Here is a 17,836-nt window from a genome sequence, read left to right as displayed (position 1 = left end):
GCCTTATCGGGAGCTGGCGGTGGCCAGCAGCATGGCCCGGACCGGTGCCGGGTATCCCTCGACGGTTTTCCTTGGATCCCGGGGATCCAGGAAATCCTCCAGGCTCTGGGTGTCGATCCAGGCCGTCTTGCGCTGCTCCGCCAAGGTGGTCCGGGAAACATCGATGCAGCGGATATCCGTAAAGCCGCAGCGGTTCAGCCAGTGGGTCAGGCAGGAGACCGTGGGAATGAAGAAGACATTGTTCATGCGGGCATAACGTTTTTGGGGGAACAGAGCCATCTCCGCGTCGCCCTCGACGATCAAGGTCTCCAGGACCAGAAGCCCGCCGGGCGCCAGAAGCCGATGGATTTGCAGGAGGGTATCCAGGGGCGAACGCCGGTGATAGAGGATGCCCATGCACAGTACGGTATCGAAGCAGCTCCGCATCTCCGGCAACGCCTCCAGTTTCAATGGCAGGCAATGCACGTGGGGGATGGCCAGATAGCGGGACAGGGCCAGAAACTGGAAGTAGAAATTCAGGTAGGGCTCGATCCCCAGGACCCAAGCGGGGTGCTGATCCGCCAGGCGAAAGAGGTAGTAGCCGTTGCTGGCACCGATGTCCAGAATCCGTTTGCCCGTTTGGCAAGGCAGGTGGGCGGCCAGCCGATTCCATTTGATCGAACTGTTCCATTCGCTATCCAGCCGCACGCCAAAAATGTCGAAGGGTCCCTTGCGCCAGGGCTTAAGGTGGATCAAGGCGTCCTGCAAGGCATGGGTCTGGTGATGGTCGAGATCGGTTGGGGCGCCGATGCGGATGCGGTCGCGGCTGACATCGGTGGATGAGGGCGTGACGGCGGGCAGCCCTGCCAGAACCCGGGCCAGTTGGATGGCCTTTTTGTCGGTGGAAAAGCCTGACTCCCGCTGTGCCACGCACTGCGCCAACGCCGGCAGATGGGGGGCTATCACCGGGTCATGGACTAAATCGGCCAACCGGTTCATTTGATGCAGATCCAGGCGCAGAAGTTGAACCATTTCAACCAGACATCGACGGCCGTAAATCCACAACGGTTCAGTCGGGCATGGTGATCGTGGAGGGTCTCTGGGATCAGGACGTTTTCCAGGGCTTCGCGCTTCTGGCTGATTTCCAGGTCGCTATAGCCGTTCTCGCGTTTGAAGCGGTAATAAAAATCGGTTTGCAGATCCGCAAACGAGGATCGGCGTGGGTGGTTTTTTCAGAAAAGAGCAGCATTCCGCCGGGGACCAGGGCGTCGTGGATTTGCTGAACAAGCTGATCGCGGTCCGTCGGTGGAATGAATTGCAGGGTAAAGTTGACCGCCACCACCGAGGCATTTGCCATTTCGACGTTGCGGATATCGCCGTGTCGCAGGACGATTTGGCGGCGGTGCGGCCAGCCGGCGAGTCGTCTGGCAAAGCGTCCAGCATGGGCTTGGAGCTGTCCACGGCCACCATCTCGAAACTGCCTGCCGGCATCCCGGCGCAAAGCGCCAGCGCCAGATTGCCGGTGGAGCAGCCCAGATCATAGATCCGCGTACCCGGGTGATACCCAAGTTGGATCATCCGCGCCTGCTGCCGGATGATTTCCGCGTACATGGGAACGGAGCGATGGATCATGTCCTCGAAGACATTCACCACCGCCGCGTTGAATTCGAAAGGGGGGACCGGATGTTGCGGGGTGTGGTAGATACGATCCTCGGTCATCTGTCCGCGTTTTCCCATGGACGATCCGGTGTGCGATCGCCTTTGCCGCCCACCATCCCGTCATCATCGATCATCGTTTACCCGGCAGGATCAGGTTGAGAACAACGCCGATCACACCCGCAAGGCCGATGCCGCCCAGCGTGAAGGCGCCGAAGGGCAAGACCATTCCACCGATGCCGCAAACCAGGATCAGTGCCACGATGGTCAGATTGCGCGCTTCGGTCAGATCCTCGCCGGCTTTGACTAGGGTGTTGAGCCCCACGACCGTGATGGCACCGAAGAGCAGCAGCATGATGCCCCCCATGACCGGCACTGGAATGGTCTGCAGCAGCGCCCCCATCTTACCGATAAACGCCAGGGTGATGGCAAAAATGGCCGCCCAGGTCATGATGCCGGGATTGAACATGCGCGTCAGGGTAACCGCGCCGGTCACTTCGCTGTAGGTCGTGTTGGGCGGTCCGCCCAGCAGGGAGGCAAAGGCGGTGGCGATGCCGTCACCCAGCATGGTGCGGTGAATTCCCGGATTTTTGATGAAATCCTTGCCCGTGACGGTGCCGATGGCCAGGATGTCGCCGAAATGCTCGATGGCCGGCGCAATGGCCACCGGAACGATGAAAATGATGGCTTCCAGGTTCCATTCGGGCAGAACGAATTGGGGCATGGCAAACCAAGGGGCGTCCAGCAGCGGTTGGAAACTGACCATCGCCGGTCCGGTGAAATTTTTCAGGCTGCCCGGATCGAAGCCGGCCTGGATGGATGCCGAAACACCGGTGGCATCGAGGATGAGGGCGGCGAGGTATCCGGCGGTGATACCGATCAGGATGGGGATCAAGCGCAACCAGCCCTTGCCCAAAATGGACGTGAGCACCGTTACCAAGAGAGCCACGCCGGCAACGATCATGGCTGTTTTCTGGGGCACCAGCCAGGCTGAACCATCGCCGGTGCGCCCCATGGCCATGTGCACCGCCACCGGTGCCAGCACCAGGCCGATGACCATGATGACGGGGCCCACGACCACCGGTGGCAGGAGCTTGTTCAAGAAACCGGCGCCGAAGGTCTTGATGCAGATGCTCAGCGCCACGTAGAAAAAACCGGCAGCCACCAATCCGCACATGGTTCCCGGGATTCCCCAGGCGCTCACCCCATGAATGATCGGTGCGATGAAGGCAAAGGAGGACGCCAGGAAAATCGGGACCATGCGTTTGGTTACGAACTGAAAGATGAGGGTGCCCACACCAGCCGTGAAAAGGGCGACGTTGGGATCCAGCCCGGTCAGCAGGGGAACCAGAACCAGTGCGCCAAAGGCGACAAAAAGCATCTGGGCGCCCACCAGACTGCCCCTGGAACTGAATACATAATCGGTGGTCGATGGCTGCGTGGACATTCATGCCTCCTTGGGAAAATGACGATCGGTTGGCTTGGTGGAAAAATTGGACCGGTCTATATGCGGAAACCCGGTGTGTGTCAAGCATCCCGGTGCGTGGGCACGGCAAGGCTTTTTCTCTTGTCAATACCCAGAAAAAACTTTACAAATCCAAATGTTGAGCCGATATCTGCGTATACTGGCGAAAGATGTCGAACAACCCATCTGAACGATGGCGAAATCACCCATGCGTAAATCGAATCTCCACCATTTCATCCGGTTTATCCGGTATCGCTTCTGGATCGTTGTCGGATTGACCCTGCTGGTACGGCCCGCCTTTGCCGACATCTATATGTACGTCGACAGAGACGGCGTTATGCATTTCACCAACGCACCGACGACGACCGACTATCAGGTTTTTATCCGCGAGCGCCCCAAACGGCAGGGCAACGGCATGGATTCCAATCGTTTTGATCGCTTTATCGACGAGGCGGCCACCCTTCACGGGTTGGATTTCCAGCTCCTCAAGGCGGTGATCCGTGCCGAGTCGGCGTTCAATCCCAAAGCGGTATCCCGCAAGGGCGCGTTGGGGTTGATGCAGATCATGCCGGAAAATTTGGATGAATTTCGGGTATACGACCCTTTCGACCCCTGGCAGAACATCATGGGCGGAGCACGTTATCTGAAATTGTTGTTAGCCCGTTTTGACGGCCAGATCCCATTGGCGTTGGCGGCTTACAATGCCGGCCCCCGAACGGTTGAAACCTACCAGGGCATCCCGCCCTTCCGGGAAACCGAAGCGTACGTGGAAAAAGTGCTGAAATTTTTAGAGATGTATAAGCATGGATAGCCACCCTCACGGCGAGCGGCAAGCTTATCGCCTGCCCAGGTAAACCAGCAGCAGCCCCGCCGTCATCATGACCAACCCAAAACGCCGTAATGTTTCCGGTGTGAGTTCCATGATTTTTGCCATCCATGCTTTCATCCGATCCGGCGCGGCAAAATAGGGAACGCCTTCGACAATCATCACCATCCCGATTACACAGAGAAAATAGTCCATTTGGTCGTTATCGATGCGAAAGGGTTAACGCGCGGGGGAGCGCATGGACGCCGTCCATCATTTCATTGTTGCAAGCGTGAATCGCGGGCGCCCTGTAATTCTCCGTGGATGCGGCACATTTGTCAAGTCGATCAACCGGTGCCTATCAGGGTACCCGCATTTGACATTTTTCCAATCGCCACGCCCGCGTGGTTTGAGGTGAAAAAAGAATCTTTGTGTGCTAAGACGGTGGCCGGTTTTGTTTGCCGTGCTGCCGGGTTGATGAAAGGCCGTTACCCGGCTCGGACATGCCGGCGTGACGATGGTGGGGAAAAGAGAGGAGACCGGGATGAAGAATTTCCTTCGCTGGGCTGCGTTCTTGATGCTGATGGGCATGGGGGCTGTTTCATGGGCTGCGGATACCAACATCCTGTTGGCGCCGCCCGACCCACCGGTTTTGGGCGGCCAGGCGGTAACGCTGCAACTTTATTTGCACAATAACACGGATGCGGCCGTTACCCGTAGCCTGCCGTTGGAGGTGCCCTGCCGAATCGATACCGGCCGAAGCCCGCGAACGGTTGTTGCCGAATTGGTGGGCGAAACCGACGGTACGGAGGTACAGATCCCCGCCCAGGGGTTTGTTCGGCGACAGTATCGCCTGCCCATGCCTGTTTCCGTCACGGGCACGGTCCGCCTGGCGATGTCGGCCCTGAATACAAATGACGTGACCTTCACGGTCGGAAAATCCGCATCGGCAGAGTGGCATGGCGAACAGCTTGCCTTGGACGACGGGCCGACGATGGTCCAATCTTTTCTGGAAAATTTTTCGATCCATGACCCTACCTATTTTCTTCTTGGTGTGGATCCGGGTATCCAGCAGAGTAAATTCCAGTTCAGTTTCAAGTATCGACTTTTCGATCCCCACGGCAGCTTGACCGGAATCGCTCCGCCAATGGCATCGCTCTACCTCGCCTACACCCAGCGATCCATTTGGGATTTGAAAGGCGCATCCCAGCCCTTCGACGATACCAGCTATATGCCGCAGCTTTTCTATGAATTTCCCAAAATCGATTTAAATATCGAGCGCATCACCGCTTTCGGCGTTCGGACCGGTTTCATGCATGAGTCCAATGGAAAAGCCGGCGACGATTCCCGCAGCACCAACTATATTTTCGTCAAACCGATCATGGGGCTCCATTTGGCGGGGCCGTATTATCTCAAGTTGGCTCCCAATATTTTTGCGTATGTCAACAACGACGATGAAACGAATGGTGACCTTAAGGACTATCGCGGATATTTCGATTTTCAGGTGGAACTTCTCGATCCGGATGGCTTGGCTTTGGATTCGCATTTCTGGTGGGCCGACAAGGGCGCCTCGGTTCAATTGGACCTGACTTACCCCATGACCCGGCTATGGACGAAGGCCTTTAGTCTTTACCTTCAGGCCCAATACTTCAGTGGGTATGGCGAGACCTTGCTGCACTACGATCGGCGTCAGGATGTATTCCGGCTGGGGTTGTCGATTGTTCGCTAGGCGGTGGGGCGGCTTCCGAAAAAGGAAGGCGCACGAAAAAAGGCCCGGCAAGAAAGAAAAGAAATCCCTCCTTGCCGGGCCGGAATGGTATGATTGACGCGGTTAAGTTACCATCATCAGGCTTTCTTGTCTTCTTCCAGTTTTTCCGGTGTTTTGGTTTCCGCTTCTTTGGTGGCATCCTTGAAGTTGCGGATTGCTTTTCCCATGCCGCCACCAATTTCCGGTAATTTACCGACGCCGAATACAATCAGAATAATCACCAGAATAACGATCAATTCAGGCATTCCAATACCAAACATCTAAGCCTCCTGTCGTTCAACGCACCTGTATGGCCATTCCATCGGCGGCACGCCGCTGATTCATCAGGTCGGGTTGGGGTTAAGTTCCTTCAGCAGTCGCTCAAATTCTTTTGATTTCATATAGCTGTCGACGGCACCCTGATGTTCGATCCAGGTGGACCAAACCTTTATCCAAGCGTCGTTATGCCAGTAAAGGGCTTTGTTCCCCATGCCTTTTAACGTATCGATATAGTCCACATACTCTTCCGCGCAACCCTCACAGAAAGTATACGGGATCCTGTAAGCGGGTATTTTCGGACGGTTGTCCACGGTAATGGGAATGCCGCATTTTTCACATTTCGACATGCAATGGGTACATCTGAAAATTTTCCTGACCGCCAAAAGTTTTTGCTTGCGAATGTCGGCTTCCCGTTTGTCCTGGGTGCATTCGCGCTTTTTTTCAAGGGAGATAACAGTCCCCATGGCCTCTCCATCCGATAAGGTACAGCCTGCTAACCACTCCTTCGTCAATCGCTGGGTGGCTAACGGCAATGGCTCCACTGAGGGGGCGATAATATAGGTGAACAATATCATTGCGACTATTGGGTGTCAATTAGCCGGCCATGGGGGGGTGAAAAAAGTGCAGGCGGGCAGCCTTGTTAAAAACGGATGGTCGTGATAGAAAACGTCTGTTCAGTCTTTTTCTGCGCCAATGAAAGGAAAACGCCAATGTCTTCAATTTTTCAGCCGGATGGCCGGCCCATGCTGATCGGCAGCTTTCCCCTGGACGACCATGCGGCCACCTCCCGCTTGATCATGGAATATACGCCTGACATCCCGTTATGGGCCCAATTGCCGATTTTTCCCGAGGAAGGCATGATCCCGCAGTTTTTATCGGGAATGCCGGCCGTCGCCGAGCGGGACGGAAAAACCTTTATCGATACTGCCGATGACGGGTTCGATGCCGAATTGCTGGCCTTTTTTGAAGATTACATGGCCGCCAGCGAGGATCCCGACCAATTGGATCGCTCCCGTTTTACGCTAACCGAAGCCACCGGCAAGGGGGTTCGGGCGTTGTTGGAGACGTTGGCCGGTATGCAAACGCCGCCGTTTGCCGTCAAGGGGCAGGTGACCGGCCCGATTACTTTCTGTACCGGTGTCAAGGATCAGGATGGCCGGGCTATTTTCTACAACGACAGCTTGCGTGATGCGGCGGTCAAACGCCTGGCCCTCAACGCTCGTTGGCAGGTCCGCACGCTTTCGGGACCGGGCTGCCCGGTGATTATTTTTATCGATGAACCGGCGCTGGCCGGATTTGGCTCGTCGGAATTGATCAGCATCTCAAAAACGGACATCCTGGTCTGCCTCCAGGAGGTGGTCGATGCCATCCATGACGACGGCGGACTTGCCGGAATCCATGTATGCGCCAACACGGACTGGTCGCTGGTGCTGGAATCCGGTGCCGATATTGTCAATTTCGATGCCTATGCCTACTTCGACCGCTTCATCCTTTATGGCCCCCAGATTGTCGAGTTCCTGAACGCCGGCGGCTGCCTGGCCTGGGGCATCGTGCCAACGCTGGAACCCGAAGAGATCCAAAGCGAGACCGTCGAAACCCTTTACAGCGGCTGGCAAATGCGCTTGAAGCAGGTCGAAGCCCTGGGGCTGGATGTACGGCGGGTTTTTTCCCAATCGTTGATCACCCCCAGCTGTGGGGTCGGGTCCCTGAGTCCGGATCTGGCCACACGGGTATTGATGCTGACCCGCGACTTGTCCGCGCGGATCCGGCAATCGTTTTAACCGTTATTGAATTGCTATCAAGAGAGGCTTTATGACCGCGCATGCATCCGATGCAACGTTTACCGGCGCATCCCGCTATGTACTGGATGAGGAGCTGGCCCAGATCGTCAACATCTCCATGGCCTTGGAAATGCCCCTTTTGCTGAAGGGCGAACCCGGCACGGGAAAAACCATGCTGGCGCATGCCATCGCCGAGAGTCTGAATATGCCATTGATTGTGCTCAACGTCAAATCGAGCATGAAGCTGGTGGAAGGGTTGTACCAATACGATACCCTGACGCGGCTCAACGACAGCCGTTTCGGCGACAGCCGGCGGGATGTCAGTAACATCGAGGAGTACATTAAGATGGGGAAGATCGGCCAGGCTTTCGTGGCCGAACGACGGACCGTTTTGTTGATTGACGAGATCGACAAGGCCGACACCGATTTCCAGGACGACATGCTCGACGTGCTGGATCAGATGGAATTCGATATTATTGAGATCGACAAGACCATTCCGGCCCACCACCGTCCGGTGATCATCATTACGTCCAATGCCAAGAAGGATCTGTCCGATCCCTTCTTGGGCCGATGCAATTTCCACCACATCGCCTTTCCGGACCCCAAGATGATGCGCAAGATCATTTCCGTGCATTTTTCCGACATCAGCGATGAACTGATGGACAATGCCATCGAGGCTTTTTATCGGATGCGGGATTTGGAATCCATCGAGAAACGTCCCGCCACCCGGGAGTTGATCAATTGGATCCGTGCGCTGAAAGCCGATCCGGATTTCAAGCCCAAACGCTTGGCTAAGGGAGATGTGCCCTTTCTGGGCATCCTGTTCAAGAAAAGTGGTGATTACGAACGGGCCAACACGTTTGTCAGCCGGCGAAAAATGTTCTGACCATGTTTCTGAATTTTTTCTATAAGCTCAAAGAGGTGGGGATTCCGGTCAGCCCAACGGCTTTTCTGACCCTGCACCGCGCGTTGACCAGCCGCCTGGTCTCGACGCTGGATGAGTTTTATACGGCCTCACGAACCATCCTGGTGAAAAGCGAGCGTTATTTCGACTTGTTTGACCAGGTCTTTGCCTACCATTTTCAAGGGGTCGAACTGCCCGATGTCGAAGGCTTGGAAATCGATGAGATCGCGCGGGCCATGCTGGAGCAGTGGCTCAAGGATCCCAAGGTCATGGCCGATGCCTTGGGAATCGATGAAAGCGAACTGGGCCGCATGACACCCGAGGAGCTCATCGAGTATTTCAAGGAGCGCCTGAAGGATCAGGACGGCCGTCATGACGGGGGCGGCAAGTGGATCGGCACCGGCGGGACCTCGCCGGTGGGGCACTCCGGATACCACCCGGGCGGCATGCGCGTCGGCGGTATATCGCGCAACAAATCTGCCGTGAAAGTCGCCATGGATCGACGCTACAAGGACTACTCCCTCTCCGGTCCCTTGACCCAGGCCATGGTGGGGGAAGCCCTCAAGCGGCTGCGTAACCTGGTTCCGGCAGGTCCCCGGGACCAGGTGAATGTCGACGAAAGCATTTACCGAACCATGAAAAACGCCGGTGAGATCGAGATCGCTTTCGACCGGCGCATGAAGGACCGGCTCAAGGTGATTTTGGCCATTGACAACGGCGGCTGGTCGATGGATCCTTATGTAGCCGTGGTGCAGACCCTGTTCGATTACGCCAGGGCTCAGTTCAAGGAGGTTCGCACCTTTTTTTTCCACAACACCATTTATGACACGCTGTGGGAGGATTCGGCCCGGTATCGCAAACCGATGCGTCTGGCCGAATTGTCCCGCCTGGATCCCGAAACCCGCCTGATTGTCGTCGGCGACGCCAGTATGGCGCCATACGAATTGATGTCCCGGGACGGGTCCATTTATGTTCAGGACCGCAGTGGCAAGCCCAGTATCGAGTGCTTGCGTGCGCTCGTGCATACCTTTCCCCACAGTGTCTGGCTCAACCCGGTGCCGGCGTCCATGTGGGGCTATACCCGCACGATTATGATGATTCGTCAGATTTTCGCCATGTTCGAACTCTCCATTGATGGGCTGGAGAAGGCGGTGCAACACCTCATGGCCGCGTAGCCCGCCAATCGGGAGCAGCGATTTTTTTGCACCGGCAAGACTTCCGTGATTCAAAGTGCAAGCCGAAACAGCCGGCAGGTGTTGGCCCAGACTTGATTCGCCAGGCTTTCGGGAGCCTCACCACGGACGTCGGCCACCTTTAGCAGCACTTCACGCACAAATGCCGGCTCATTGCGCCGGATTTTGTTGCGTTGGGGCGAGGGCGTCAAATACGGTGCATCGGTTTCAACCAGGAGGCGATCCGATGGAATCGATGGAATCATCCGGCGAAGCGACTCCCCCCGTTGGCGGATTGTGACAATTCCTGTAATCCCGATGTAAAAGCCCATTTCCAGGTATTGGGCGAGCTCCGATTCGGTCCCGCTGAAACAGTGGACGACAGCCTGCCTTTGGTTATCGGGGACCGTTTTAAGGATTTCCAGCAGACGCCCCCGGCTGTCGCGTTCATGAAAGATCAACGGCAGTTTAAGTTCAGCGGCGATTTCCAGCTGTCGGATGAACCAGCGCTCCTGCTTTTCTTGGGGCGAATACATGCGGTTGAAATCTAGACCAATTTCGCCCCAGGCGACGACATTGGCATCCGATGCCAGGGACTGGAGCCGGGACAGCGACGCCTCGGAGCAATCCTTGGTATCATGGGGATGAATACCAACCGCAGCGAAAAGATGGCGGTGCTGGTGGGTCATTTGGACTCCGATTTCCGAACGATGTGGGTCAACTCCGGCAATTAGCATGGCATTGACCCGCGCCTCGGCGGCGCGAGCCAGAACTTCCCGGCAAATCGCCGTCAAACGATTTGTCGTCCAGGTGGCAGTGGCTGTCAAATAGATTCATTATTTGGCATGATCCTTGATTGTTCTTGATCGTTGTCGTGGCGTGACGCTATATCGTCACGGCGAATGTTCGTTGTTGAAAGATTCCGAGTTTTGAGCTTGATTTCAAAACGCGGCACTGTATATTAGCCATAATCGGTCGGTAAATAAAGCCCTGATGGTCTGTATTGGGTTGCCGTAACGACAACACGACGTGGAGGAAGACAGATGTTTAAAATCGTAAAACGCGAAGAGATGGCCGAAGGGACCGTGATTCTGAATGAAATTGAAGCGCCCCTGATCGCCAAGAAAGCCAAACCCGGGCAATTCGTGATCCTGAAGGCCAACGAAGAGGGCGAACGCATTCCGTTGACCATGGCCGATACGGACCCGGAAAAAGGGACCATTACGATCATTTACATGGTCGTGGGCAAATCGACGGCTCTTTTTAAAACCCTCAAGGAGGGAGAGGGGTTTCAGGATGTCATCGGTCCCTTGGGTAAACCGACCCACCTCGAAAAGGTTGGAAAAGTGGTCTGTGTGGGCGGCGGTACCGGCGTGGCCGTGCTTCATCCCATCACCCGCGCCCTGAAACAGATTGGCAACGATGTGACCTGTATCATTGGTGCCCGCACCAAGGATCTGCTGATTCTCGAGTCTCAAATGAAGGCGGCGTCCAACGATCTGCGGGTCTGCACCGATGACGGCTCCTATGGTCATCACGGGTTTGTGACCGATGTCCTCAAGTCGGTTTTGGAAGGCGGGGATGTCAAACTGGTGGTGGCCATCGGGCCCGTGCCCATGATGCGGGCAGTCTCCAATTTGACCCGCGGTTACGGTGTCAAGACCCTGGTCAGCCTCAATCCCATCATGATCGATGGCACCGGCATGTGCGGTGGCTGCCGTGTCACCGTTGGCGGCAAAACCAAGTTTGCCTGTGTGGACGGACCGGAATTCGATGGCCACGAAGTCAATTTCGACGAATTGATGATGCGCCTGCAGGCTTATTGTGAAGAGGAGAAGGCCTGCTACGAGGATTTCTGCACCCTTCGGGATGCCAGCTAAATTCTGTGCCGGACAGAACCTGTTCGGGTTTGATGACACTATTCGCAGCCGTTTGACGGCAACGGCGATTGTTGAATTGGAGGGATTGAGATGACGGAGAAAAAGGAAAAAAAAGAACAGGCCCACCGCGTGGCGATGCCTGAGCAAAAGCCGGAGATCAGAAAACGTAATTTTGATGAAGTGCCCACCGGTTATACCGTGGCCATGGCCCAGGAGGAGGCGGCGCGTTGTCTGCAGTGTAAAAAACCCGGATGTGTGGAGGGGTGCCCCGTGGGCGTGGATATTCCCGGTTTTATCAACCTGATTGCCAAAGGCGATTTTACCGGTGCCATCCGCCATATCTGGGGCAAGAACGCGCTTCCCGCCGTGTGTGGTCGCGTTTGCCCCCAGGAAATCCAGTGCGAGGGTCGCTGCATCGTGGGTAAACGCGGCGAACCCGTGGCGATTGGCAACCTGGAGCGTTTCGTGGCCGACTGGGAGCGTGAAAGTGGTACCGGTGCCCTGCCTCCCAAGGCAGAGCCTACCGGCAAGAAGGTGGCTGTCGTCGGCTCAGGCCCGTCTGGGTTGACCGTTGCCGGCGATCTGATCCAGAAGGGGCATTCGGTGACCGTTCTGGAAGCCTTCCACAAGCCCGGTGGCGTGTTGGTTTATGGCATCCCCGAATTTCGTCTGCCCAAAGCAATCGTTGCCCAGGAGGTCCATTTTCTGGAACGGCTCGGGGTCAACGTCGAGGTGAACAGCGTGGTCGGCCGTACGGTCAGCCTGGATGAACTGTTTGCCGAAGGCTATGAGGCGGTCTATCTGGGGGTGGGCGCGGGGTTGCCCCGTTTCATGAACCTGCCCGGCGAGAACCTCATCGGCATTCTTTCGGCCAACGAGTACCTCACGCGGGCCAATCTGATGAAGGCTTACCGTTACCCGGAGGTGGACACCCCGATTCCCAAGGGTAAAAATGTCGTTGTGCTGGGTGCCGGCAACGTGGCCATGGATGCCGCCAGAACGGCCATGCGCTTGGCGCCGACAGCGTGAAGATTGTCTATCGACGTTCCCGTCAGGAGATGCCGGCCCGTGGTGCCGAGATTCACCATGCCGAGGAAGAGGGTATCGAATTTTTCTTATTGACCAATCCGACGCGTTTTATGGGTGATGAAAAGGGCCGTCTGACCGGCATGGAATGCCTGCGAATGGAACTTGGCGAGCCTGACGCTTCCGGGCGCAGACGTCCCATCGCCATCCAGGGCTCCGAATTTCAGTTGGAGACCGATCTGGTGATTGTGGCTGTGGGGTCCGGGGCCAATCCGCTTCTGACCCAGTCCACCCCAGACATGCAATTGAACCAGTGGGGATATATCGTCGCCGACCCCGAAACGGGAAAAACCAGTAAAAAAGGTGTCTGGGCAGGTGGCGACATCGTCACCGGTGCGGCTACGGTGATCCTGGCCATGGGAGCGGGACGGAAAGCCGCCGATTCCATTCATCAGTATTTGACTTGGGGCTGGTAAGCCTTGCCCACGATTAAAGCGCTATGAGCCACAGCCGGCCTGAACGACTGATTTCAGACCGGCGTTCTCTTCCGATGCATCAAAATCGACAAAAGAATTTCCTCTTTCCATAACAGCCAAAGCCGGTTCAGTAGAATGAGCCGGCTTTGGCTATGGTGGTGGGGCTTCGCAGGTGCCCCCGATCAGGCGAATAAATCCACGGCCTTCTGGATGGCCAGATTGGCAATCGCGGTGTTGGTCTGAGACAGCTGTTGGGCGGTCTGGCTGGACAATTGAAAAGCTTCTTCTTCGGTGAGGTTAATCGCCGGGGCGCTCTGATCGGTTGCCGCCGGTTTGTTGAGTTCAGCCACGGCCGTTTTCGCTTCGTCGGAGAGGCTGACCTGGTAATCTTCGGTCGCTTCATTTTCAGTGGTCTGCTGCTGTTCGTTGACCTCTTCGTTCCCGTGCTTGATTTCGTCGACCTTGGGCAGCCGTTCCACCCCCTGGACGGAGGTGCCGACCGAAGTGTTGTTGTCGATTAGCATGATGCCCCTCCTTTGTTTGGAATACGCGCGTGCGTTGCGCACATCCTCCCGGTTACTGTCAATTCTGATCAGGGTGTCACCGGAAGTCAATTAATAGTTACCGCTTTTCATTATCGGCAGGTCCAATAGGAAACTTTAGCCTTCTTAAAATATTTTTCACCCGTGCAAATTGGATGTCGGATCGGTTTTTGCTCTGGCCGATTGCTGACCTATGATCGGATTCGCGCTTGCAATTCATCGGCCGGCCGCATAATAGAACCTTCTTGCACCAACGCGTTATACCGCTATACCCGTTTGGTTGACAATAAAGGGGGCGACCTTAGCTTAGCCGGTAACGTCTGAAAAAAACGATGGTGGCTATCCCCCCAACGATGCGACGCAAACCCACGATGGAGGCTCCACAATGTTTGAAACCAAAGAAGAAGTCTTTCAAGAAATCCTTGAGATGGAAAAACCAACCTGTCCTCACTGCAATCAGCCAATGAACATCTGGGAGGTGCCGCCCATCAACGTGGGCGACGGTCTGGGGTGGGGGACCCCTTATCTCTTTATGTGCTTCAACGACGAGTGCCCGTTGTATACCCAGGGTTGGGACAGCATGATGGATAACTACGCGCAACGGGCATCGTACCGCTGCATTAATTTTCCCGGGACGACCCAATTCGAACTGATCCCCGTGTTCAGCCCCATGGGCGCCAAGGGGCAGGTGATCGATGATCAGGTGTTGGCCGAAGAGGAGGCCCTGAAGCAGAATATTAAAAAGGGATTTTCCATCTTAGCGGATTGTTTCGTGAACCATGATGGGGTGACAATCCTCAAATTGCTCACGGATTCAAGTGAACCGGTCCGGGTACGCATGAAAGCAGCCGAGATGATCGGTGATATCGGTGAATTAGAAGCCATCGAGCCGATCCGCAACCTCAAATTCGGAAATGTGCGCCTGCAGGAACAGGTGGACGCTGCCGTCAAAAAAATTCATCAGCGATTTTTTACCCGTGAATGCCCCTTTTGTGCGGAAATAATTAAAAGTCGTGCCAAAATCTGTAAACACTGTGGTCGCGAAGTGGCGGGCGAATAGCTGTTTCCCGATTTCCCGTCCCGTGAATTTCGTGGATGGGCTGGAAATGTTGATCAAAGTGTGACATAGTATTTTTCGTTTTTGTTTTCGGCAACGCGTGGGTATAGCCATGTGATATTCACGCTATCCTAAAGCTATTTGAAATCATGATAGATAATCGGTGCTGGGCCGCTTTGGCGATGAATTGGCGTAAAGGGTCCCCGAAGTTGAGCGCAAGGCGTTGCAGCTTGTTGATCAACCCCTAAGTGATGATAACTGCCATGAACACAACAGAGGATTACCACCACCCCAACACGTTGCTGAAGGATTTGGCTGTATTTGTTACGACAATTGCACTTTGCACGTTTTTCCTGACAGTTTCAGTCACCTTCTCAAATTATTCACCCTCCCGTTTACATGCATCCCTCGTGCGGGCTGAGCAGCAGCCGTCAGTACGGCCTGAGCAGGTCCCGTCACCCGAAGTTGGTCCTCAGGATCAGCGGTTTGCCGCTGCCCCAACGGACGCCACCCAGAAGCCGACGGCGCCGGTGAAGAAAAGCCGCCCGGAATCTCACCTTCCGTTTCACAGGATCGTTGCTCAGGTCGCCGGCAGATACGAGATTGACCCGAGCCTGATCCAGGCCATCATTTTTGCGGAATCCGGGTATAATCCCAAGGCGAAATCGAAAAAAGGGGCTCGCGGATTGATGCAGTTGATGCCGTCCACGGCCAAAGCCTTCGGCGTTCGGGACATTTATGACCCCAAGCAAAATATCGAAGGCGGTGTACGCTATTTCAAATACCTGCTCGACCGCTACAACGGTGATGTCCAGCTTGCCTTGGCGGCCTATAATGCGGGCTCACGCCATGTCGAGGTCTATGCCGGTGTGCCGCCTTTCAAAACAACCCAGCGGTACATCAAGAAGGTCTTGAAATTCCATAAGAAGTTCAAGAGGGAAAAACTTCCCGAACAGCGACGCCTGGCCTGATCCGGCGCCATTTCTGGTGAGCTTTTAATCGTTGCGTGGATGGCCGGATTTGCACACTCCAGATCCTCATCACCGGGTAGGCGTGCCTTTCTGGAAAACCGTTTCCCTGACCGCCATGAGTCGTGCCCAATGGGAGTCCCTTTGTGACGGCTGTGGGCGCTGTTGCCTGCAGAAATTCCAGAATGGTAAAACCGGAAAAGTCGCTTATACGTGGGTATCCTGTTATTTATTGGATACCCAAACTTGTCGCTGTACCGACTATGCCAACCGGTCTATTCTGGTGCCTGACTGCCTACAACTGACCGCGGAACTGATTCCGCGTTTGCGGTGGTTACCACGGACCTGTGCCTATCGGCGGATTTCGGAAGGCCGCGATCTGGCCGAATGGCATCCTTTGGTTTCCGGTGATGCGGATTCGGTTCATCGTGCGGGTATATCCGTGCGCGATAAGGCCATCTCCGAAGTCTACGTGCATCCGGAAGATGTTGAATATTATGCTGTTGGTTACCGCTTGTAAAATAAATCCGTGGCGCTACATGAAGGATTGAATGTTTTTCAGGCGGCTGGCCATGTCCTGAAGTCGACTGACCATGACACGAATAAAGCTTTTGGCATCGGGGGTGTCCTGGCCATCGAAGGTCATGGCAATTCCGGCGAATTTGAAGTCAACGGCGATACCATTGATTTCGATGGGCGCATCATGAAGAATTTTCATGACCCGGTTCAGTGCCTTTTTGGAATCTTCACGATTGATTAACGGTAACATGGCCACAATGGTGTTTTTCCCCAGCTGACCGACGATGTCCACTTCACGGAATGTTTTGGCAAGAAGGGCGAGAACGCTTTCCATGAGGATTTCGTTACTGATTGTTCCGGCGGGCACCTTGCTGCGCGGCCTGATCCTTACCATGGAAAAAGCCAAGGCTGAAAATGAATAGGTGTAGCGGTTGGCCCGGGCAATTTCTTTTTCGATAATGAAAGCCATGGCGCCGGCTTTGATAACCCCGGTGGGCATGACCCGGTTGGCTTCTTTTTCCTTGATCAGTTGCTTTTGATGGGTGATTTCTTCCTGAATTTTTTTGTAATTGTTTTCATCGATCTCTCCGGCGTCGACTTTCGCGCGAACAATTTTCAGAATCCCTCCCAGTTCATCATGCTCGCTGACACTCTGCTCAAGCGTTTGCAGAACGCTTAAGGTTTTGTGGTGTGTACCTTTCCCCGCCCCTGCCCCCTCGTGGCTGCGGGCCTTGATCCATTCGGTGCGCATTTGGTTTAGAACCGCCTCCATTCTTGAATTGAGGCGTTCTTCCAGTTTGACGATGACATCGCTGCCCATGTCCATCTGACTGAGTTGGCTGACAATGCTGGACTCGATACTGCCAACCACGCTTTTCAAATGATCGGGGTCTTCCTGATCGCCGGCTTGGTCCAGGGCCATCTGACCACCAATTTGTTCCACATAACCTGCCAGGATCTCGGCCAACAGATCGTCGTCTCCGGTACCTTTGCGAATTTCCGACGCCAAATAGATTAACTGGGCTGCTTGCTGCGGATTATTTTTAAACTCGGCAATCAACTGGTTGCCGTCCACGCCGATTTCCTCACCACTCTCCTCAAGAATACTGGCGAGCCCTTCACTTTGAAGTTCCTTGCTGAGCATTTGAACCAGTTCAAGGTACTGGGTGTGGGACATGCCTTCGTCAAGCAATGCCTGTTTGATTTTCGGTAGCAAACGCTTGAGTTCTACGGCTTCGGGGATAAGCCGTCTAAGAATATGCGCCATCCGCGAGGGAGAAATCTTCCCTTGCTGGTACTCATCCCTGATTAATTGGATCAGTACCTGGTCGGTGAGTTCATTGGCATTTTCAAGGATGGCGGCTTCATTCTCGTAGGCAATGCCGAGGGCTTTTTGGGCTTCGATGCCTTCAAGGAGCTGCTTCTTCATATTGAAGACCGCGTCGGCAAGGTCGTTCAAGGTGATGTCGCCTTTACCTTCCAGGTGTTTTTCGACCTCGACGCGCATCAACTCCAATTGTTGAAACAACAAGCTGCCATGCCCGCCCCGCCCTGCTTCGCCGCCGGTAGCCGGGTGGGCC

The 17,836-nt window shown here is 55.1% G+C and carries 18 protein-coding genes and 1 pseudogene; 10 read left to right on the top strand and 9 right to left on the bottom strand.

Annotated features, from left to right (window positions below; all coding sequences use genetic code 11):
- Window positions 1-3: 3 nt before the first annotated feature.
- The 3 genes from cmoB to JCM12296_RS12865 all read right to left on the bottom strand — a co-directional run bounded on the left by cmoB (window position 4) and on the right by JCM12296_RS12865 (window position 3,082).
- Window positions 4-1,011: a tRNA 5-methoxyuridine(34)/uridine 5-oxyacetic acid(34) synthase CmoB gene (gene cmoB, locus JCM12296_RS12875; RefSeq protein WP_157067577.1), complete on the bottom strand. Its 1,008-nt coding sequence runs from the start codon at window positions 1,009-1,011 to the stop codon at window positions 4-6.
- Between the two features lie 120 nt (window positions 1,012-1,131).
- On the bottom strand, window positions 1,132-1,716 hold the full coding sequence (locus tag JCM12296_RS12870; protein WP_246804251.1) for a class I SAM-dependent methyltransferase: 585 nt from the start codon (window positions 1,714-1,716) through the stop codon (window positions 1,132-1,134).
- A gap of 52 nt (window positions 1,717-1,768) precedes the next feature.
- Window positions 1,769-3,082 (bottom strand): uracil-xanthine permease family protein, encoded by a 1,314-nt coding sequence (locus tag JCM12296_RS12865; RefSeq protein ID WP_054693522.1) that lies wholly within the window; start codon window positions 3,080-3,082, stop codon window positions 1,769-1,771.
- A gap of 226 nt (window positions 3,083-3,308) precedes the next feature.
- Here JCM12296_RS12865 and JCM12296_RS12860 point away from each other — a divergent pair, with 226 nt between their 5' ends.
- The gene (locus JCM12296_RS12860) at window positions 3,309-3,911 is read left to right on the top strand and encodes a lytic transglycosylase domain-containing protein (RefSeq protein ID WP_054693519.1); all 603 of its coding nucleotides are present in this window, start codon (window positions 3,309-3,311) and stop codon (window positions 3,909-3,911) included.
- A gap of 24 nt (window positions 3,912-3,935) precedes the next feature.
- On the opposite strand, the gene JCM12296_RS12855 is transcribed toward JCM12296_RS12860, so the two are convergent.
- Window positions 3,936-4,121: a DUF2065 domain-containing protein gene (locus JCM12296_RS12855; protein ID WP_054693516.1), complete on the bottom strand. Its 186-nt coding sequence runs from the start codon at window positions 4,119-4,121 to the stop codon at window positions 3,936-3,938.
- A 328-nt stretch (window positions 4,122-4,449) separates the two neighbouring features.
- On the opposite strand from JCM12296_RS12855, the gene JCM12296_RS12850 reads away from it, so the two are divergent.
- Complete coding sequence (locus JCM12296_RS12850) at window positions 4,450-5,634, top strand: phospholipase A (protein WP_054693513.1); 1,185 nt, start codon at window positions 4,450-4,452, stop codon at window positions 5,632-5,634.
- Window positions 5,635-5,750: 116 nt separating this feature from the next.
- On the opposite strand, the gene tatA is transcribed toward JCM12296_RS12850, so the two are convergent.
- The gene (gene tatA, locus JCM12296_RS12845) at window positions 5,751-5,933 is read right to left on the bottom strand and encodes a twin-arginine translocase TatA/TatE family subunit (RefSeq protein ID WP_054693510.1); all 183 of its coding nucleotides are present in this window, start codon (window positions 5,931-5,933) and stop codon (window positions 5,751-5,753) included.
- 63 nt (window positions 5,934-5,996) lie between these two features.
- On the bottom strand, window positions 5,997-6,500 hold the full coding sequence (locus JCM12296_RS12840) for a hypothetical protein (RefSeq protein WP_157067576.1): 504 nt from the start codon (window positions 6,498-6,500) through the stop codon (window positions 5,997-5,999).
- Window positions 6,501-6,641: 141 nt separating this feature from the next.
- Here JCM12296_RS12840 and JCM12296_RS12835 point away from each other — a divergent pair, with 141 nt between their 5' ends.
- From JCM12296_RS12835 to JCM12296_RS12825, 3 genes are read left to right on the top strand one after another with little or no spacing between them, the layout of a single operon-like run.
- On the top strand, window positions 6,642-7,712 hold the full coding sequence (locus JCM12296_RS12835; protein WP_054693504.1) for a uroporphyrinogen decarboxylase/cobalamine-independent methonine synthase family protein: 1,071 nt from the start codon (window positions 6,642-6,644) through the stop codon (window positions 7,710-7,712).
- A gap of 31 nt (window positions 7,713-7,743) precedes the next feature.
- Window positions 7,744-8,598, top strand: coding sequence for an AAA family ATPase (locus JCM12296_RS12830; protein ID WP_054693501.1), 855 nt, complete (start codon window positions 7,744-7,746; stop codon window positions 8,596-8,598).
- Between the two features lie 2 nt (window positions 8,599-8,600).
- The gene (locus JCM12296_RS12825; protein ID WP_054693498.1) at window positions 8,601-9,791 is read left to right on the top strand and encodes a vWA domain-containing protein; all 1,191 of its coding nucleotides are present in this window, start codon (window positions 8,601-8,603) and stop codon (window positions 9,789-9,791) included.
- 50 nt (window positions 9,792-9,841) lie between these two features.
- On the opposite strand, the gene JCM12296_RS12820 is transcribed toward JCM12296_RS12825, so the two are convergent.
- Window positions 9,842-10,525, bottom strand: coding sequence for a TatD family hydrolase (locus tag JCM12296_RS12820; RefSeq protein WP_306304017.1), 684 nt, complete (start codon window positions 10,523-10,525; stop codon window positions 9,842-9,844).
- 306 nt (window positions 10,526-10,831) lie between these two features.
- Here JCM12296_RS12820 and JCM12296_RS12815 point away from each other — a divergent pair, with 306 nt between their 5' ends.
- Together JCM12296_RS12815 and gltA are read left to right on the top strand one after the other, a co-directional pair.
- On the top strand, window positions 10,832-11,668 hold the full coding sequence (locus tag JCM12296_RS12815; RefSeq protein ID WP_054693495.1) for a sulfide/dihydroorotate dehydrogenase-like FAD/NAD-binding protein: 837 nt from the start codon (window positions 10,832-10,834) through the stop codon (window positions 11,666-11,668).
- A 90-nt stretch (window positions 11,669-11,758) separates the two neighbouring features.
- Window positions 11,759-13,170: pseudogene (gltA, locus tag JCM12296_RS12810) on the top strand (NADPH-dependent glutamate synthase).
- A 182-nt stretch (window positions 13,171-13,352) separates the two neighbouring features.
- Here gltA and JCM12296_RS12805 read toward each other — a convergent pair.
- Entirely contained in the window at window positions 13,353-13,694 is a 342-nt protein-coding gene (locus tag JCM12296_RS12805) for a hypothetical protein (RefSeq protein WP_054693492.1), read from the bottom strand.
- 403 nt (window positions 13,695-14,097) lie between these two features.
- Here JCM12296_RS12805 and JCM12296_RS12800 point away from each other — a divergent pair, with 403 nt between their 5' ends.
- From JCM12296_RS12800 to JCM12296_RS12790, 3 genes are all read left to right on the top strand, one after another.
- Complete coding sequence (locus JCM12296_RS12800) at window positions 14,098-14,772, top strand: zinc ribbon domain-containing protein (protein ID WP_054693489.1); 675 nt, start codon at window positions 14,098-14,100, stop codon at window positions 14,770-14,772.
- A 296-nt stretch (window positions 14,773-15,068) separates the two neighbouring features.
- A complete protein-coding gene (locus tag JCM12296_RS36335; RefSeq protein WP_218188069.1) occupies window positions 15,069-15,740 on the top strand; it encodes a lytic transglycosylase domain-containing protein in 672 nt (223 codons plus the stop codon).
- A gap of 49 nt (window positions 15,741-15,789) precedes the next feature.
- Entirely contained in the window at window positions 15,790-16,257 is a 468-nt protein-coding gene (locus JCM12296_RS12790; protein ID WP_246804249.1) for a YcgN family cysteine cluster protein, read from the top strand.
- Between the two features lie 15 nt (window positions 16,258-16,272).
- Here the strand turns inward: JCM12296_RS12790 and JCM12296_RS39825 are convergent.
- Window positions 16,273-17,836, bottom strand: a 1,564-nt coding sequence (locus tag JCM12296_RS39825; protein ID WP_172683884.1) for a hypothetical protein, incomplete at its 5' end; no start/stop codon positions are given.

Origin of the sequence: Desulfosarcina cetonica JCM 12296, from assembly GCF_001311845.1 — a bacterium.
Lineage (GTDB): Bacteria > Desulfobacterota > Desulfobacteria > Desulfobacterales > Desulfosarcinaceae > Desulfosarcina > Desulfosarcina cetonica.
Note: the sequence above shows the minus strand (reverse complement) of the source record. Positions and strands in the feature narration are given on the sequence as shown.

What these genes read in the sequence shown, in the direction of transcription:
- cmoB (WP_157067577.1), bottom strand. Translation starts at nt 1,011, where the DNA reads ATGGTTCAACTTCTGCGCCTGGATCTGCATCAAATGAACCGGTTGGCC.
- JCM12296_RS12870 (WP_246804251.1), bottom strand. Translation starts at nt 1,716, where the DNA reads ATGGGAAAACGCGGACAGATGACCGAGGATCGTATCTACCACACCCCG.
- JCM12296_RS12865 (WP_054693522.1), bottom strand. Translation starts at nt 3,082, where the DNA reads ATGTCCACGCAGCCATCGACCACCGATTATGTATTCAGTTCCAGGGGC.
- JCM12296_RS12860 (WP_054693519.1), top strand. Translation starts at nt 3,309, where the DNA reads ATGCGTAAATCGAATCTCCACCATTTCATCCGGTTTATCCGGTATCGC.
- JCM12296_RS12855 (WP_054693516.1), bottom strand. Translation starts at nt 4,121, where the DNA reads ATGGACTATTTTCTCTGTGTAATCGGGATGGTGATGATTGTCGAAGGC.
- JCM12296_RS12850 (WP_054693513.1), top strand. Translation starts at nt 4,450, where the DNA reads ATGAAGAATTTCCTTCGCTGGGCTGCGTTCTTGATGCTGATGGGCATG.
- tatA (WP_054693510.1), bottom strand. Translation starts at nt 5,933, where the DNA reads ATGTTTGGTATTGGAATGCCTGAATTGATCGTTATTCTGGTGATTATT.
- JCM12296_RS12835 (WP_054693504.1), top strand. Translation starts at nt 6,642, where the DNA reads ATGTCTTCAATTTTTCAGCCGGATGGCCGGCCCATGCTGATCGGCAGC.
- JCM12296_RS12830 (WP_054693501.1), top strand. Translation starts at nt 7,744, where the DNA reads ATGACCGCGCATGCATCCGATGCAACGTTTACCGGCGCATCCCGCTAT.
- JCM12296_RS12825 (WP_054693498.1), top strand. Translation starts at nt 8,601, where the DNA reads ATGTTTCTGAATTTTTTCTATAAGCTCAAAGAGGTGGGGATTCCGGTC.
- JCM12296_RS12820 (WP_306304017.1), bottom strand. Translation starts at nt 10,525, where the DNA reads ATGCTAATTGCCGGAGTTGACCCACATCGTTCGGAAATCGGAGTCCAA.
- JCM12296_RS12815 (WP_054693495.1), top strand. Translation starts at nt 10,832, where the DNA reads ATGTTTAAAATCGTAAAACGCGAAGAGATGGCCGAAGGGACCGTGATT.
- JCM12296_RS12805 (WP_054693492.1), bottom strand. Translation starts at nt 13,694, where the DNA reads ATGCTAATCGACAACAACACTTCGGTCGGCACCTCCGTCCAGGGGGTG.
- JCM12296_RS12800 (WP_054693489.1), top strand. Translation starts at nt 14,098, where the DNA reads ATGTTTGAAACCAAAGAAGAAGTCTTTCAAGAAATCCTTGAGATGGAA.